Raw genomic sequence first — 15,330 nt, 5'->3', positions numbered from 1 at the left:
TGACCTCCTCGGATGTCCCCAGCGGTGGGGACTGGAGTTCGAGGCGTGGGAGCAAGTAGGACATGGGTCTGACGAGCCACAAGGTGCTGGCGCTGACCGTATTGATCGCCGTCGTGATGATGGCCGGCACGGTCTGGCTGTGGCCCAGACTGGCCGGGAAGTCCTGGCAGGCGGTGCTCGGCCGGATCGGCGCGCTGCTCGCCACCCAGCTCACGGTGCTCGCCGCGCTCGGCCTGGTGGCGAACAACTACTTCGCCTTCTACAGCAGTTGGGACGACCTGCTGGGCACCGGCGACACCGGCCCGGTGGTGATCCACAACAAGGCGGACGCCTCCGGCCGCCTGCTGGTGGAGACGATCGGCCACGCCTCGGTCAAGGGCGGCGGCGCCCTGGGGCGAGAGCCCGGCCAGTCCGGCGAGATCCGGAAGGTCCGCATCGACGGCGCGGTCAGCCGCCTGTCCACCGAGGGTTACGTCTACCTGCCCCCGCAGTACTTCCAGCCGGAGTACGCCCACAAGCAGTTCCCGGCGGTGATCGTCAGCACCGGGTTCCCAGGAATCGCCGAGAATCTGATCACCCGCTTCAACTACCCGGGTGCGGCGCTCAAGCTGCTGCAGGAGGGCCGGATGCAGCCGACCGTCATGGTCCTGATGCGCCCCTCGCCCGCCTTGCCGCAGGACACCGAGTGCGAGGACGTCCCGAACGGCCCGCAGTCCGACACGTACTTCACCAAGGACGTGCCCTCGGCGATCCAGGCCAGCTTCCGGGTGTCGTCCGACCCGCAGGCCTGGGCCTTCATGGGCAACTCGACCGGCGGCTACTGCGCGCTCAAGCTGGCCATGCGCCACCCCGACGTCTTCCCGACCGCCGTGGCCCTCTCCGCCTACTACGCGGCCGCCGACGACCCGACCACGGGCGACCTCTTCGGCGGCAGCAAGCGGCGCCGCGACGAGGCCGACCTGATGTGGCGGCTGAAGAACCTGCCGCAGCCGAAGGCGTCCGTGCTGCTGGCCGGCACCAAGAAGGGCGACGGCAACTACCGCCAGGAGACCGAGGCCTTCGTCAACGCGGTGCAGAGCCCGATGGCGGTCTCGTACAGCATGCTGGAGAACGGCGGCCACAACTTCGAGACGTGGAGCGCGCTGCTGCCGTCCTCCCTGGAGTGGCTGTCGCAGCACCTCAAGGTGCCGAACCAGACCGCCTGACAGCCGGACCGGGCCCGCCCGACGACCAAGCATCCGAACGACCCGCACCCCCGGAGCCCGAGGCCTCAGAGCCTCGACGCCCCAGAGCTTCGACGCCCCAGAGCTTCGACGCCCCGGGGGGTGCGGTGGTCGCGCGGCTCAGGCCACCTGCTCCAGCGTCCCGGTGTGCAGTTCGCCGACCCGGCCGCCCTCGCCCTCGAAGGTCCAGAAGGCCCGCACCGTCAGCTTGCCAAGGTCCATCACGTGGCTGACGGTGATCCCGCTCTGCTCCGTCCAGCTGACGAAGTAGACCTCCGGCGCGACCTCGGCGACGTGCAGCCGCACGTCCTCCCACTGGCCCGCGGACTCGCCGAGGCCCTCCCAGCGCAGCCGAGTGCCGTCGGCCGAGTAGGTGTTGCGGAAGGCCGCGCCGTTGTCGGCCCGGAAGAGGTAGGTGCGGCCGGCGAAGGCGGGCAAGGGCGCGATCATGGTGGGGCGGCTCCTCGTGTCCGTGTGGGGTGCTCTTGTGCACTGCGGAAGATGTCAGGCCTCCAATTTATCCGACCGGGTGCACTCGGTCGGCCCTTTGCCACGGTCCGGTCCCGTCTGATCCGCCACCGTCGCGTCCGGCAGGGAGCGCGTCCCGGGGAGGGGCCCTTTCGATCTGGCCGCCTGCTCGCCGACCGCCCGCCGTCCGCCCAATCGGGGATTGATCCAACTCCGCCGCCACGCAGCGTCGTTGATCGACACCACTGTGAGCTGCACGACAACCGGCCCGGCAGAGTTGTCCGTTCACGTACGGCCTGCCTAGCCTGCAACGGTCGTCCGCCCTCGCGGACCCCGCCGCCGGGACGCCGAGTCCCGTCCACCCGTCGGCGGGTCACCGAGCACCACAGCGGACGGGAGCGGGGGAACCAAGGTCGGCGCCCGGCTCGTGCGCTCATGCGTACGGACCGCGGCTAGGGGTGAAGCCGCTCCTCAGGCGGCCGGGCAACTGCAGCCCGAACCCGACAGCTCACCTCGCAGGCGTCGCAGAGGTCATCTCATGCTCAAGCCTGCCCAGCGCCACGCGCCGCGCCACGCCCGCCCGTCCCGCCACGGCCGCAACGCCGCGCTCGCCGCCACCGGGGCCCTCGCCATCACCGGCGCCGGCCTGCTCGGACTGCCGTCCGTCGCCGGTGCCCAGGCGGCCACCGCGCCGACCGTCACCCAGGACCGCCTCGCCCCCGCCACCATGGTCGCGGGCAAGGCCACCGCGGCCTCGCTCGGCCTGCACTCCTCGGCCTGCTTCACCGCGAAGACCGTGGGCGTGGGCGTGCGCGACGCCCACGGCGCCAACCTGGACTTCCCCGGCAACGCCTCCAACGTGCAGATCTGCCCGAGCGGGGTGAACTTCACCAGCGGTGCGCGCACCCTGCCCGCCGGGACGTACAGCCAGTTCGGCTTCTGGCAGGACCTCGGCGGCGCCTGGCACAACCTGCCCGCGCAGCAGCTGGTGGTCTCCGCGGCCGGTACGTCCACGCCGAACCCGTCCCCGACGGCCACCCCGTCTCCGACGACCACCCCGACCGCCACGCCGACCACCACCCCGACGGCCTCCCCGAGCGCCACGGCGAGCCCGACCACCCCGGCGCCGTCGTCGCCGGTCGCCGGCAAGGCGCTGACCTGGTCCGACGACTTCAACAGCCCGATCAGCTGGGGCCAGCGCTGGGTCGGCGACAAGAGCACGGCGTACAAGTACGGCAACCACAACCCGGGCGACAACAAGCTGGACTGGCTGAACAAGAACAACGTCAGCGTCGCCAACGGGGTCGCCACCTTCACCGCCACGCCCGGCGGCCCGGCCATGGAGGACGGCACGCAGTCCTGGAACACCGGCTTCCTGACCACCGAGGGCTCCAGCGAGGGCTTCCAGGTCAAGACCGGGGACTACGCCGAGACCCGGGTCAAGCTGCCCTCCGGAACCGGCGCCTGGCCGGCCCTGTGGACCTGGAAGAACGGCAACGGGGAGATCGACTCCTTCGAGTACCACCCCGACAACCCGAACCTGCTGGAGCTGACCAACCACGTCAACCCGGGCAACCCCAAGTACTACACCGACGCGAGCGCCATCGCGAAGGACCAGTGGGTGACCATCGGCACCTACTACGGCGCCAACTCGGTGGACTGGTACGTCAACGGCGCCAAGGTCTTCTCGGACGGCAAGGGCGTCGGCGCCAACTGGTCGGCGTACCTGATCCTCAACCTGTCGGTGTGCGCGGGGAAGTACCACCCCGCGCCGCAGGGGACCGCCCCGATCACCATGGCCGCCGACTACGTCCGCGTCTACCGCTAGACCCGGGCCCGCGTAGGCCCGCAGCCACGCAGGCCCACAGCCACACGGGCCCACAGTCATACGGGCCCGGGCCCGCGCAGGCCCAGGCCCGCGTGGACCCGGGCCTGCGTGGTCCGGGAACCGGCAGCTCTCAGGAACCGGCAGCCGTAGCGACCACCGTGATGTCGAACGGCTGCCGGTCGTTGTTCCCGTCCTGGTCGTCCGCGCCGTGCACCGCGACCGAGCCGCCGTGGAGCGTGCCGATCGGCAGCTCGGGGGAGAGCCGGACCGGGATGAGCGCGGTCGCGCTGCGCAGGGACGGCAGTCCGGGGCCGAAGACGCAGCGGACCTGCCGACCGCGCTCCAGGACCCTGCAGTCCTGGGGGAAGAACGGGCCCTCGGCGCTGACGCCCCTCGGCAGGGTGACCACGACGGTGAACGGCGATGCGGTGGTGTCCGGGCCGCCGTTGGCGACGAAGGCGTGGACGGTCGTGGTGCCGCCGGGCGGCGCCGGGTCCGGATCGAGCCGGACCACCGCCAGGTCGGAGTCGGACGGCACGGCCGCCGGAGCGGGCAGGGTGGACGGTCCGGCCACGGCGGGCACCGCGGAGCCTCCGGCAGCCGGAAGTGTGGACGGCCCGACCGGCGCCGGAAGTGTGGACGGCCCAGCCGGAGCGGGAAGCGTGGACGCCTCGGCCGGCGCCGGAAGTGTCGACGCGTCGGCCACCGCCGGCAGGACGGACGCCTCGGGCGCGCCCGGCGCGACGACCTCCACCGCCGGCCGCGGCTCGGGCCGCCGCAGGGCCCAGGACGGGCCGGTGGACAGCACCGCCAGCGCGCAGCCCGCCGCCACCGCCGTCACCGCTGCGGACCACCCGGCCCCGCCTGACCAGGCCCCGCTCGAAACCCCGCCCGAAGCCGTCCCCCTCGTGCCGTCCCGTACGGTGCCGCGCACTCCCCGGTGCTCCATGCCGCTCACCCTGCCCTCGGTTTCCGGCCGCCCGCGCCGTTGCGGGCCGCGTCCGCACCAGGGTGGCCGAGCCGCCGCCGCGACCGGGGCGCAACCCGCCCGCCGTCCGCTCGAACGGAGGACGGAGGCTGTGCGCCGGTCCTTGCCCGTCCTCCTCCAGTGGCGATCTGGCGGGAAGCGGGGGTTGACGAAACGTCAGGGAGCGAGGACCTGGCCCAGCCGGGCGGCGATCTGCCGCATCACCGGGACCAGCGAGGCGGCCCCGGCCTGCTCCTCCAGGGCCCGGATGCGGGCCTCCGGTCCGGAGACCGAGAGCGCGGTGGGTGTCGGCGCGCCCGGGACAGCGAGCGCGATGCAGCGCACGCCGATCTCCTGCTCCTGGTCGTCGACCACGTAGCCGCTCTCGCGGGCCTCGGCGAGCTGGCGCATCAGCTCCTGCGGGTCGGTGACCGTGTACTCGGTGTGCGCGGCCAGCGGGTTGGGGCCGAGGACGGCGCGGGCCTCGGCCTCGGGGAGCTGGGCGAGCAGAGCCTTGCCGACGCCGGTGCAGTGCGGCTGGACCCGTCGTCCGACCTCGGTGAACATCCGCATCGAGCGCCGTGACTGCACCTGCCCGACGTAGACCACCTCGCCGCCCTCCAGGACGGCCAGATTGGCGGTCTCGCCGGTGGCCTCCATGAGTTCGGCCAGGTAGGGGCGGGCCCAGCTGCCGAGCAGGCGGCCGGAGGTCTCGCCCAGGCGGATCAACCGGGGGCCGAGGGTGTAGCGGCGGGCGGTGTCCTGGCGGACATAGCCCTGCTGGACGAGGGTACGAACCAGTCGGTGGATGGTCGGCATCGGGAGGCCGGAACTGGTGGAGAGCTCGCTGAGTGTGGCCACTCCGCCGGAGTCGGCCAGGGCCTCCAGGAGTTGGAAGGCGCGTTCGACGGACTGCACGCCGCCGCTCGCGCGGTCGGAGCCTGTCGTCGATGCTGTGTCGGGGGTCGCGACCACCGGCGTTCCCTTCGCTGTCGGGGAGGAGTAGAGTCCCGGCGACCTCTTCAACAAACCGTTGAAATTCTGTATCGCGGAAACTAGTCTCCACCTTACAGAATCGAACTCGCCGACAGGTGGGTTCCGATCGAGGAAGTTCCCGAGGAAGTTCCCACCGGAACTCCCTTTGCCAGGCTCAACCGCTTAGGAGTGTCCTGCTCATGGCTGCAGATCAAGGACCCGCCGGCGCCTCCCCCGCCGCCCCGGTCGTCACTGTCGCCGGTCCTCGCGTCCACCGGGCGGAGGAGGTGCTCACTCCGCAGGCGATCGCCTTCGTCGTCGGCCTCCATCGCGCCTTCGAGGGCCGCCGGCAGGAACTCCTGGCCAGGCGGAAGGCCCGCCGCGCCGAGATCGCGGCAGCCGGCACGCTGGACTTCCTCCCCGAGACCGCGCAGATCCGGGCCGCGGACTGGAAGGTCGCCGAGGCACCCCGCGCCCTCCAGGACCGGCGGGTGGAGATCACCGGCCCGACCGACCGCAAGATGGTCATCAACGCCCTCAACTCCGGGGCCAGGATCTGGCTCGCCGACTTCGAGGACGCCACCTCCCCGACCTGGGAGAACGTGGTCAGCGGCCAGGTCAACCTGATCGACGCCTTCGAGGGCCGGATCGACTTCACCACCCCGGCCGGCAAGGCGTACGCCCTCAAGCCCGCCGCCGAGCTCGCCACCGTCGTGGTCCGTCCGCGCGGCTGGCACCTCGACGAGAACCACCTGCTGGTCGACGGCACCCCCGTGGCCGGCGCGTTCCTCGACTTCGGCCTGTACTTCTTCCACAACGCCGCCCGGCTGCTCGCCAAGGGCGCCGAGGACCCCAACTCCGGGCCGTACTTCTACCTGCCCAAGACCGAGAGCCACCTCGAAGCCCGGCTCTGGAACGACGTGTTCACCCACGCCCAGGCCGAGCTCGGCATCCCGCACGGCACCGTCCGCGCCACCGTCCTGATCGAGACCATCACCGCCGCCTTCGAGATGGACGAGATCCTGTACGAGCTGCGCGACCACGCGGCCGGCCTCAACGCCGGGCGGTGGGACTACCTGTTCTCCATCGTCAAGAACTTCCGCGACGCCGGCGAGCACTACATCCTGCCGGACCGCAACAGCGTCACCATGGCCTCGCCGTTCATGGCCGCCTACACCCGCCTGCTCGTGCAGACCTGCCACAGGCGCGGCGCCCACGCGATCGGCGGCATGGCCGCGTTCATCCCCAGCCGCAAGGACCCCGAGGTCAACGCCGCCGCGCTGGAGAAGGTCAAGGCCGACAAGGACCGCGAGGCCGGCAACGGCTTCGACGGCTCCTGGGTCGCCCACCCGGACCTGGTGCCGATCGCCCGGGCCTCCTTCGACGCCGTGCTCGGCGAACGGCCCGACCAGAAGGACAACCCCGGCCCCGCCGAGCCGGTCACCCCCGCCCAGCTGCTCGACATCGCCGGCGCCGGCGGCACCTGCACCCACGCGGGGCTGCACAACGCCGTCCAGGTCGGCCTCCGGTACATCGAGGCCTGGCTGCGCGGGATGGGCGCGGTCGGCATCTTCAACATGATGGAGGACGCCGCCACCGCCGAGATCTCCCGTTCGCAGATCTGGCAGTGGATCCACAACGGGGTCGTGCTGTCCGACACCGGCGAGAAGGCCACCGCCGAACTCGTCCGCACCCTGGTCGCCGCCGAGCTGGCCGACCTGCTCGCCGAGCTGGGCGAGGAGACCTACGCGGCCGGCCGCTGGCGCGAGGCCGCCCAGCTCTTCGAACAGGTCGCCCTGGCCGAGGAGTTCGCGGACTTCCTGACCCTCCCCGCGCTTCCCCTCCTGGGCTGAGCCCAATCTATCCGCCGGTGCCACCGCTGCCGCCTGCCAGGCTGTAGCACTCCGGCGGCCCGTTGCTCCGTTCCGTACGGCGACGAATCCACCTGTCCTCTCGACGCCGTACGGAACGGCCTTTTCCAGCTGAGGAGTTCACCACCCATGCCGCGCATCTTCTTCAACGGCCAGGCGATGGCCGGCGGTCCCTTCCACGCCAAGGTCGCGGACGCCCTGATCGGCCCGGCCCGGACCGCCCCCGGTTACCGCTTCTTCTCCATCGACCACAGCGGCGGGACGGACGTCTGCCCGGGGCTGCTGGCCGACCCGGCCGTCGACACCGCCATCGAGGGCGAGCTCTACGACGTCAGCCTGGAGCGGCTGCGGGACGTCATCCTGCCCGGCGAGCCGCGCGAGCTGGAGCTGGGCGTGATCAAGCTGGAGGACGGCTCCGCGTGCTTCTCCATGCTGCTCGCCCGGGGCGAGGTCGAGCGAGGCGTGCACCGGGAGATCACCCACCACGGCGGCTGGCGCGCCTACCTGGCGACGATCGGGCGCGAGGCGTAACCGCGGGGCGGCGAACAGGTCGCAGCGGACGGGCGACAGCGAACGACTGACAGCGAACGGATAACAGATGATGAAAGTTGTCATCTGTTATCCGTTCGCTGTTCGCTGTGCCCTGTTCGCTGTGACCTGTTCGCTGCGACCTGCGACCTGCGACCCGCAACCTGATCGCTGAACGCAGCGGCCCCGGACCCTCGCCGTGGGTCCGGGGCCGCGGTCCGCGCACCCGTAGCGGGTGCGCGGAGTCCGGGGGCGCACCGTCCCTGGGCGCTCCCGGAGTCCGGTGGGGCGTCAGACCGGTCGGGCCGCCAGCTCACGGGCGGCGCGGGCGCAGTCGCGCGCGATCCGGTCCTCGTTGACGGTGGTCAGCTGCCCCTTCTCGACCACCGCGTTGCCGTTGACGAACAGCACCGACAGCGGCGGCAGCGCGCCGAAGGTGAGGGCGGCGACCGGGTCGGCGATGGACGAGTGCATGACTCCGTCGATCTTCCACAGCGCCAGGTCGGCGAGCTTGCCGACCTCGATCGAGCCGATCTCGTCCTGCCGGCCGAGCACCCGGGCGCCGCCCATGGTGCCGAGGCGCAGCGCCTGCCGTCCGGTCAGGGCGGTGGGGGAGCCGTGCAGACGGTTGATCAGCAGGGCGTTGCGCAGTTCGGTGCCGAGTTCGCCGGATTCGTTGGAGGCGGTGCCGTCCACGCCGAGGCCGACCGGGACGCCGGCCCGGAGCATGTCGGGTACCCGGGCGATGCCGGCGGCCAGGCGGGCGTTGGAGGACGGGCAGTGGGCGACGCCGGTGCCGGTCTCGGCGAACTTGGCGATGTCGGAGTCGTTCATGTGGACGCAGTGCGCCATCCAGACGTCCTCGCCGAGCCAGCCGACGGACTCGAAGTAGTCGGTCGGGCCCATGCCGAACAGTTCCTTGCAGAACTGCTCCTCCTCGGCGGTCTCCGAGCCGTGGGTGTGCAGTCGGACGCCCTTGCGGCGGGCGAGTTCGGCGGACTGGCGGAGCAGGTCGGTGGAGACGGAGAAGGGCGAACAGGGCGCGATGGCGACGTGCAGCATCGAGCCGAAGGAGGAGTCGTGGTACGTGTCCACGGCGGCTTCGGAGGCGGCCAGGATGTCGTCCAGTTCCTCGACGGCGTGGTCCGGCGGCAGGCCGCCGTCCTTCTTGCTGCGGTCCATGGAGCCGCGCAGCGCGGTGAAGCGCAGGCCGAGTTCCCGGACGGCCTCGATGGAGGCGCCGAGGACGTCGCCGCCGCCCTTGGGGAAGACGTAGTGGTGGTCGGAGGCGGTGGTGCAGCCGGACTTGAGCAGCGCGGCGGCGGAGCCCTGGCTGGCGGCGTGGACGAGCTTCTCGTCGATCCGCGCCCAGGTCGGGTAGAGGGCGACCAGCCAGTCGAACAGGATGTCGTCCTGGGCGAGGCCGCGGGTGATCCACTGGTAGAAGTGGTGGTGGGTGTTGACCAGGCCGGGGGTGACCAGGTGGCCTTCGCCGTTGATCCGGCGCACCACGTTGTCCAGCCATGCCGGGGCGGGGCCGTCGCCGACCGATTCGATCGTGTTGCCGAGGATGACGACGTGGCCGCGGGCGTACTCGGTGTCGTTGGCGTCGACGGTGGCGATCGCGACGTTCTCGATCACGATCCGCTGGTCGGCGGGCGGGGGCTGGACTGCCATGGTGTGACTCCTATGGGGGAGGGCCGGGAGGAGCGCACGTCGGGGCGAGGCGCGCTCCTCCGGGACCGGTCAGGACGGTGTCGCCGTCGGCACCGTCGCACCGGAGCCCTGACCGGTTCTGGTCCGGCGGGCGGCTCCGACGTGGTGGAAGAGCAGGTTGAGCAGGACGGCCATCACGCAGCCGGCCGAGATCCCCGAGTGCATCAGGGTCCGGACGGCCTCCGGGAAGGGGTCGTAGAACGTCGGTACGGCTATCGGGATGATGCCTACGCCGAGCGAGACCGACACCAGGATCGTGTGGGAGGTGGACTCCATGCCGGCTTCGGCGAGGGTGCGGATGCCGCTCGCCGCGACCGTGCCGAAGAGCACGATCCCGGCGCCGCCGAGGACGGGCTGCGGCACCAGGGAGACGACCGAGCCCAGCACGGGGAACAACCCGAGCAGGACCAGGATGCCTCCGCCGGCCGCGACCACGAACCGGCTGCGGATCTTCGTCAGCGCCACCAGCCCGATGTTCTGGGCGAAGGCGCTGGCGGCGAAGCCGTTGAAGACGGGGCTGAGCGCGGTGGCCAGTCCGTCGGCCCGCAGGCCGGCGGCGAGCGTGGGTTCGTCGGCCTCGCGGTCGACGATCTTGCCGAGCGCGAGCATGTCGGCGGTGGACTCGGTCATCGAGACCACCATGACGATGCAGAGCGAGATGATCGCGGCCGTGTCGAACACGGGCGCGCCGAAGTGGAACGGGGAGGGGAGCGCGAAGATCTTCGCGTCGTGGACCGTGCCGAAGTCGGCGAGTCCCAGCGGGAAGGCGGTCAGGGTGCCGAACGCCAGTCCGATGAGCAGGGACAGCTGCTGCCAGAAGCCGCGCAGCAGCCGGTTGCAGAGCACCACCGCGACGAGGGTGATCGCGGCGAGGCCGATGGCCCGCATGGAGCCGTATCCGGGGGCGCCCGGCGAGCCGCCGCGCGCCCAGTTGACCGCCACCGGCAGCAGGGACACCCCGATGAGGGTGATCACGGTGCCCTGGACGACCGGGGGGAAGAACCGGATGAGCTTGCAGAAGTACGGCGCCGCGAGGAAGCACAGGACCCCCGCGACGATCACCGCTCCGAAGATCACCGGGAGGGCGTCCTTCGGTCCTCCCGTTCTCTCGATGGAGCCCTTGGCGATGGCGATCATGGGCGCGACTCCCGCGAAGGAGACGCCGTTCACGAACGGCAGGCGCGCGCCGATCTTCCAGAAGCCGAGGGTCTGGAGGAGGGTGGCCAGTCCGGCGGTGAACAGGCTGGCCGAGATGAGCAGGGCGAGTTCGGCGGGGGAGAGCCCGACGCCGGCGCCGACGATGAGCGGGGGTGCGACGACCCCCGCGTACATCGCGGCGACGTGCTGGAGTCCGGTGGAGAACAGCTTCACCGGGGGCAGCATCTCGTCCACGGGGTGGATCCCCGGCCCGGACTCCTCGCCGGGGAGGCTGGTGGACGTGTCCGGGCCAGGGGGTCTTGCCGGGGTGGAACCGCCGTCTGTAGTGCTGGTGCTGCTGGGTGCCATGTCGAGCCCCTCTTGTGCCCGTGGCTCCCGGCGCGCCCGCGGCGCTGGAGTGCGGCTGGTGGTGTCGTGGCCGAGGACGGGACGGCGGTGCAAGGATCCCTCGGCCGGCCTCTCCAGTGCCCCGGGCCGGCCGCCGCGAGGCAGACACGAACTCCGGTGGGTGGGGGTGGAGAAACTGGTGGAACGGGTGGTGCCGGTTGTGCGGGTAATGCGGGTGATGCCGGTGATGCGGATGGACCGGCCCGCCCGGACTCGACCGGCCCCTGGGGGCCGGTGGGTGCGGCGATTCCGGGCTGAGTCCACGGAGGTGGGGGAGGTCAGGCGACCGGGATGACCGGGACGACGCCCTCACGGTGCACGGTGCCCTCGATCAGGCCGTACATGCGGTCCGCGGCGTAGTAGACCTCGTTGTCGTTCTTGAGGCCGAAGGGCTCCAGGTCGACGAGGAAGTGGTGCTTGTTCGGCAGTTCGAGGCGGACCTCGTCCACCTCGGCGCGGTTGTTGAGGACCCGGCTGCCCATCGCGTGCAGGGTCTGCTGCAGCGAGTAGGAGTAGGTCTCGGCGAACGCCTCCAGCATGTGCCGCCTGACGTGCGCGTAGGAGCGGTTCCAGTTGGGCTGGGCCTCGCCCTCCTGGCCGCTGTAGCCGTACTTCCAGCGGGCGGTCACCTGGGTGGCGAGGATGCGGTCGTACGCCTCCTGCAGGGTGGTGTACTTGTCCTTGATGTAGCCCCAGAACTCCGAGTTGGTGGAGTTCATCACGACGAGGTCCTTCAGGCCGGAGATGACCTGGACGGACGTGCCGTCGTAGACCACCTCGGTGGTGCGGATCTCCTGGCCGTTGCGGACGAAGGAGTGGCCGACCTCCTCGGAGCCGATGAAGCGGGCCGAGCTGTCCGGCGTCCTGATCCGGTCCCAGGTGTACTCCTCGATCCGGATCCGGGCACTGTGCACGACGCCGCGCTCGGTGTCGTCGACGAAGTGGCGGGCCAGCACGATGCCGAAGGCCTCGGCCGACTCGATGCCGTACTCCTTGGCGAAGGCGTAGACGGTGTTCTTGGTGGTGTCGGTGGGGAGGCAGTTGGCGTTGGACCCGGTGAGGTGGACGTCCTCGAACTCACCCTGGAGGGAGACCGAGACGTTCAGGTCCTTGATCTCGTGCCGGGTGGAGTCGCGGTAGATCCGGACGATGCGGTTCTCCGCCTTGCCGTACTGGTTCTGACCGAGCACGTGGGCCATGACGTGGCTCCTAGAGCTTCCAGGTCGGTCTACTAGCTTCCGCGGTAGACCGAGTATCCGAACGGGTTGAGCAGCAGCGGCACGTGGTAGTGGTGCTGTTCGGGCGCGACCGTGAAGACGATCGAGACCTCGGGGAAGAACGGCGGCTCGGCGGACGCGGGCGCGAAGTACACGCCGGTGTCGAAGAGCAGCCGGACGACCGAGCCCGCCTCCACGGCCGGCAGGTCCTTGACCCGGCCGTCGGAGTCCGTGGCGGAGGTGCCGAGCACCTGCCAGCCACCCTCGGTGTGCAGTGCGAGCTCGACCGGGACACCCTCGGCCGGGCGGCCGAGGCTGGTGTCGAGCACGTGGGTGGAGATGCCAGTCATGGGTGAAGTGACCTTACTGATGGCAGCGGTGATGGTGCGTCAACTACGTGGCGTCGCATGCGTGGCCTCGACTACGCGGCGTCGACTACGCGTCGTCGACGAGGTGCGTCAACTATCCGGCACCATGCCGCGACGGCTGCCCGGGAACACGCTGTGACGGGTGCGTCAGGCTCCGTCGAGCAGGCGGCCGAGGCGGATGTCGTTGATCTTGCGCAGCTCCTCGCGGACGATCTCCGCCTCGGTGGCGGCGTCGTTGGGGTGGCGCTCGCGCAGCGCGGCGAGCATGCCGACCGCGGTGCGGCCGGTCGCGCAGATCAGGAAGACGTGGCCGAACTTCGCCTCGTAGGCGGCGTTGGCCTCGTGCAGTTCGTCGAGGACGGCCTGGTCCACGCCCTGGATTCCGGCCTGCTCGCGCTCGGAGGTGGCGTCGCCCGTCTTGGGTTTGCCGATCCGGGCGTGGCCGGCCATCGCGTCGCGCAGGTCCGCGGCCGTGAGCGAGGCCATGGCCGCCGCGTTGGCGGCGAACAGGGACGCGCGGTCGGACCAGGGCTTGGCCTCCGCGACCGCGGCGGCCCAACGGGGGCTGGAGCATACCTCCAGCAGGATCTCTGCCAGCTCCGCGGCATCGGCCGCGGCCAGGGCGTCAAGGGCGTGGGGGTGGTTGGTCACGGGTGGACCTCCTGAAGAGTGGTGCCACCCGGAAAAGCTAGATCGACCCCACCCGGTCGTCAACACTTTGTTGAACGGTTGGTGGTTACGTTTTGAACCGGCCCGCGATGCCGGGCCCTTTCGTGTGCGATCCGCCAAGTGCGCCCCGCCGCGGGCCGATCCAGACTGGCCGAACCGGCGGGGTCACCTGGTCGGAAACCCCCGCGGTGGGGGCTCCCGTGCGCCGGGCGGTTCCGTTCGGATCCCGTCCGGAGGCTCCTCAGGAGGGCTTCGAGCCGTCCTGGCGGTTGAGGTAGTTGTACACCGTGAAGCGGCTGACGCCCAGGGCCGAGGCGACCGTCTCGACGCCGTGGCGGACGGTGAAGGCGCCGCGTTCCTCCAGCAGGGCGACGACCCGCTGCTTCTCCAGCCGGTCGAGCTCGGCCAGCGGGCGGCCGTCGAACTGGCGGGCCATCTCGGCCAGCAGCCGGTCCAGCGCGCTGCTCAGGTGCGGCAGCCGGACGGCCAGGGCCGGCGTGCCCTCCCACTCCAGGACGACGTCCTCGGCCCTCGCCTCGTCCAGCGGGACCGGCGTCGCGCCGACCGCGTCCAGCAGCGGCTTCACCGCCGCGGCGAGCGAGTGCTCCACGTGCTCGGTCACGGCGTACCGCCCTCCTCGTCCAGCACGCTGACCTGGACCGAGATACGGGTCGCGCCGGCGTCCAGGGTCTCCCGGAGCAGCTTGGTCACCGCGGCGAGGACCTCGTCGGCCCCGCCCTCGGCGCCCGTCCCGAAGGGGCCGACCGCCACGGCCAGGCCGGCCTCGTCGACGACCTTGCGGGCCGCCACGGCGTGCTCCGGGAACGTGTCCAGTTCGAACGGTTCTGTCGTGAACTCCACCATCAATCGCACAGGATCACTGTAGCGAGCGGGGGTGGGGGCGGGCAGGGGCTGGGTGATCCGACAGGTGGGGCCCCGGGGGTGGCGAGTGGTCGAGATGTCTTCAACAAAATGTTGCGGCTCCCTTGACACTCGCTTCGCCGTCCGGAGATGCTTCCACCACACAGAATCCCTCTTCCGGATCGTGGAAGTTGCGGATGACGGAAGAGAGCTGAGAGGTGAGTGACGTGACGGCGGCTGCCAAGCACCACTACACGGTCAACCTGTCGATCCTGTTCGGCGAACTGCCGCTCCTGGAGCGCCCCGCCGCGGCCGCCGCGGCCGGCTTCACCGCCGCCGAGCTCTGGTGGCCCTTCGGCGAGGAGCACGACCCCTCCCCGGCCGAGCTGGACGCGCTGCGCAAGGCGTTCACCGACGCCGGAGTCCGGCTCACCGGCCTCAACTTCCTGGACGACCTCAGCAAGGGTGCCCGCGGTACCGTCTCGGTGCCCTCCGAGCGGGACCGCTTCCGGGCCAACGTCCCGGTCGCCGCGGCACTCGCCGGCTCGCTCGGCACCAAGGCGCTCAACGCGCTCTACGGCAACCGGGTCGAGGGCGTCGACGCGGCCGAGCAGGACGCCCTCGCACTGGAGAACCTGGTGCTCGCCGCGAAGGCCGCGCACGACATCGGCGCGATCCTGCTGATCGAGGCCCTGAACCAGGCGGAGTCCCCGGACTACCCGCTGGTCTCGGCCGCCGCCGCGGTCGAGGTGGTCGACAAGGTCAACGCCGCCACCGGCCTGGGCAACGCCCGGTTCCTGTGCGACCTCTACCACCTGGCCAAGAACGGCGAGGACCTGGCGGCGGTCATCGACACCCACGCCGACCGCATCGGCCACGTGCAGATCGCCGACAACCCGGGCCGCAACGAACCCGGCACCGGCGGGCTGGACTTCGAGGACCTCTTCGCCCGGCTCACCGCCGCCGGCTACAGCGGCCCGATCGGCCTGGAGTACCGCCCCTCCACCGGCGTCAGCGCCGACAGCTTCGGGTGGCTGCCGCGCGAGCTGCGCGCCGCCGAGTAAGCGCCCCCAAGCCTCCCCACCCCACGAACG

At 71.1% G+C, this 15,330-nt stretch carries 15 protein-coding genes and 1 riboswitch; of the genes, 5 read left to right on the top strand and 10 right to left on the bottom strand.

Going from position 1 to position 15,330, the window contains the following annotated elements; translation table 11 throughout:
• The first annotated feature begins 62 nt into the window (after positions 1-62).
• Entirely contained in the window at positions 63-1,205 is a 1,143-nt protein-coding gene (locus AC0B61_RS00905; RefSeq protein ID WP_471738442.1) for an alpha/beta hydrolase, read from the top strand.
• Between the two features lie 138 nt (positions 1,206-1,343).
• Here AC0B61_RS00905 and AC0B61_RS00900 read toward each other — a convergent pair whose 3' ends face one another.
• Positions 1,344-1,673, bottom strand: a complete 330-nt coding sequence (locus AC0B61_RS00900; RefSeq protein ID WP_471738441.1) for a phenolic acid decarboxylase — start codon at positions 1,671-1,673, stop codon at positions 1,344-1,346.
• A 389-nt stretch (positions 1,674-2,062) separates the two neighbouring features.
• Positions 2,063-2,228: riboswitch (cyclic di-AMP (ydaO/yuaA leader) on the top strand.
• Position 2,229: 1 nt separating this feature from the next.
• Here AC0B61_RS00900 and AC0B61_RS00895 point away from each other — a divergent pair.
• Positions 2,230-3,519 (top strand): glycoside hydrolase family 16 protein, encoded by a 1,290-nt coding sequence (locus AC0B61_RS00895; RefSeq protein WP_471738440.1) that lies wholly within the window; start codon positions 2,230-2,232, stop codon positions 3,517-3,519.
• A 130-nt stretch (positions 3,520-3,649) separates the two neighbouring features.
• Here the strand turns inward: AC0B61_RS00895 and AC0B61_RS00890 are convergent, their stop codons facing one another.
• Both AC0B61_RS00890 and AC0B61_RS00885 read right to left on the bottom strand, forming a co-directional pair.
• On the bottom strand, positions 3,650-4,468 hold the full coding sequence (locus AC0B61_RS00890) for a hypothetical protein (protein WP_471738439.1): 819 nt from the start codon (positions 4,466-4,468) through the stop codon (positions 3,650-3,652).
• A 195-nt stretch (positions 4,469-4,663) separates the two neighbouring features.
• The gene (locus tag AC0B61_RS00885) at positions 4,664-5,461 is read right to left on the bottom strand and encodes an IclR family transcriptional regulator (protein WP_471738438.1); all 798 of its coding nucleotides are present in this window, start codon (positions 5,459-5,461) and stop codon (positions 4,664-4,666) included.
• A gap of 200 nt (positions 5,462-5,661) precedes the next feature.
• On the opposite strand from AC0B61_RS00885, the gene aceB reads away from it, so the two are divergent.
• Positions 5,662-7,314, top strand: coding sequence for a malate synthase A (aceB, locus tag AC0B61_RS00880; RefSeq protein ID WP_471738437.1), 1,653 nt, complete (start codon positions 5,662-5,664; stop codon positions 7,312-7,314).
• A 147-nt stretch (positions 7,315-7,461) separates the two neighbouring features.
• The gene (locus tag AC0B61_RS00875; RefSeq protein ID WP_471738436.1) at positions 7,462-7,863 is read left to right on the top strand and encodes an allophanate hydrolase-related protein; all 402 of its coding nucleotides are present in this window, start codon (positions 7,462-7,464) and stop codon (positions 7,861-7,863) included.
• A 288-nt stretch (positions 7,864-8,151) separates the two neighbouring features.
• Here AC0B61_RS00875 and AC0B61_RS00870 read toward each other — a convergent pair whose 3' ends face one another.
• The 7 genes from AC0B61_RS00870 to AC0B61_RS00840 form a co-directional block, all read right to left on the bottom strand.
• Positions 8,152-9,537, bottom strand: coding sequence for an 8-oxoguanine deaminase (locus AC0B61_RS00870; protein WP_471738435.1), 1,386 nt, complete (start codon positions 9,535-9,537; stop codon positions 8,152-8,154).
• Positions 9,538-9,606: 69 nt separating this feature from the next.
• Complete coding sequence (locus AC0B61_RS00865; RefSeq protein ID WP_471738434.1) at positions 9,607-11,082, bottom strand: nucleobase:cation symporter-2 family protein; 1,476 nt, start codon at positions 11,080-11,082, stop codon at positions 9,607-9,609.
• Between the two features lie 317 nt (positions 11,083-11,399).
• Positions 11,400-12,320, bottom strand: coding sequence for a factor-independent urate hydroxylase (pucL, locus tag AC0B61_RS00860; RefSeq protein ID WP_471738433.1), 921 nt, complete (start codon positions 12,318-12,320; stop codon positions 11,400-11,402).
• Positions 12,321-12,352: 32 nt separating this feature from the next.
• Positions 12,353-12,688, bottom strand: a complete 336-nt coding sequence (gene uraH / locus AC0B61_RS00855) for a hydroxyisourate hydrolase (RefSeq protein ID WP_471738431.1) — start codon at positions 12,686-12,688, stop codon at positions 12,353-12,355.
• Positions 12,689-12,853: 165 nt separating this feature from the next.
• On the bottom strand, positions 12,854-13,357 hold the full coding sequence (gene uraD / locus AC0B61_RS00850; protein ID WP_471738430.1) for a 2-oxo-4-hydroxy-4-carboxy-5-ureidoimidazoline decarboxylase: 504 nt from the start codon (positions 13,355-13,357) through the stop codon (positions 12,854-12,856).
• Between the two features lie 259 nt (positions 13,358-13,616).
• Complete coding sequence (locus tag AC0B61_RS00845; protein WP_471738428.1) at positions 13,617-13,997, bottom strand: helix-turn-helix domain-containing protein; 381 nt, start codon at positions 13,995-13,997, stop codon at positions 13,617-13,619.
• Entirely contained in the window at positions 13,994-14,248 is a 255-nt protein-coding gene (locus AC0B61_RS00840) for a thiamine-binding protein (protein ID WP_471738427.1), read from the bottom strand. The genes AC0B61_RS00845 and AC0B61_RS00840 overlap by 4 nt, the downstream gene beginning before the upstream one ends.
• A 206-nt stretch (positions 14,249-14,454) precedes the next feature.
• Here AC0B61_RS00840 and AC0B61_RS00835 point away from each other — a divergent pair, with 206 nt between their 5' ends.
• Positions 14,455-15,300, top strand: a complete 846-nt coding sequence (locus AC0B61_RS00835; RefSeq protein WP_471738426.1) for a TIM barrel protein — start codon at positions 14,455-14,457, stop codon at positions 15,298-15,300.
• Positions 15,301-15,330: the final 30 nt, after the last annotated feature.

The organism is Kitasatospora sp. NPDC023385, from assembly GCF_055664045.1.
The sequence above is the reverse complement of the archived record's forward strand: the minus strand, read 5'-3'. Positions and strand labels throughout refer to the sequence as shown.

What these genes read in the sequence shown, in the direction of transcription:
- AC0B61_RS00905 (WP_471738442.1), top strand. Translation starts at nt 63, where the DNA reads ATGGGTCTGACGAGCCACAAGGTGCTGGCGCTGACCGTATTGATCGCC.
- AC0B61_RS00870 (WP_471738435.1), bottom strand. Translation starts at nt 9,537, where the DNA reads ATGGCAGTCCAGCCCCCGCCCGCCGACCAGCGGATCGTGATCGAGAAC.
- AC0B61_RS00865 (WP_471738434.1), bottom strand. Translation starts at nt 11,082, where the DNA reads ATGGCACCCAGCAGCACCAGCACTACAGACGGCGGTTCCACCCCGGCA.
- aceB (WP_471738437.1), top strand. Translation starts at nt 5,662, where the DNA reads ATGGCTGCAGATCAAGGACCCGCCGGCGCCTCCCCCGCCGCCCCGGTC.
- uraH (WP_471738431.1), bottom strand. Translation starts at nt 12,688, where the DNA reads ATGACTGGCATCTCCACCCACGTGCTCGACACCAGCCTCGGCCGCCCG.
- pucL (WP_471738433.1), bottom strand. Translation starts at nt 12,320, where the DNA reads ATGGCCCACGTGCTCGGTCAGAACCAGTACGGCAAGGCGGAGAACCGC.
- AC0B61_RS00890 (WP_471738439.1), bottom strand. Translation starts at nt 4,468, where the DNA reads ATGGAGCACCGGGGAGTGCGCGGCACCGTACGGGACGGCACGAGGGGG.
- AC0B61_RS00895 (WP_471738440.1), top strand. Translation starts at nt 2,230, where the DNA reads ATGCTCAAGCCTGCCCAGCGCCACGCGCCGCGCCACGCCCGCCCGTCC.
- AC0B61_RS00875 (WP_471738436.1), top strand. Translation starts at nt 7,462, where the DNA reads ATGCCGCGCATCTTCTTCAACGGCCAGGCGATGGCCGGCGGTCCCTTC.
- AC0B61_RS00900 (WP_471738441.1), bottom strand. Translation starts at nt 1,673, where the DNA reads ATGATCGCGCCCTTGCCCGCCTTCGCCGGCCGCACCTACCTCTTCCGG.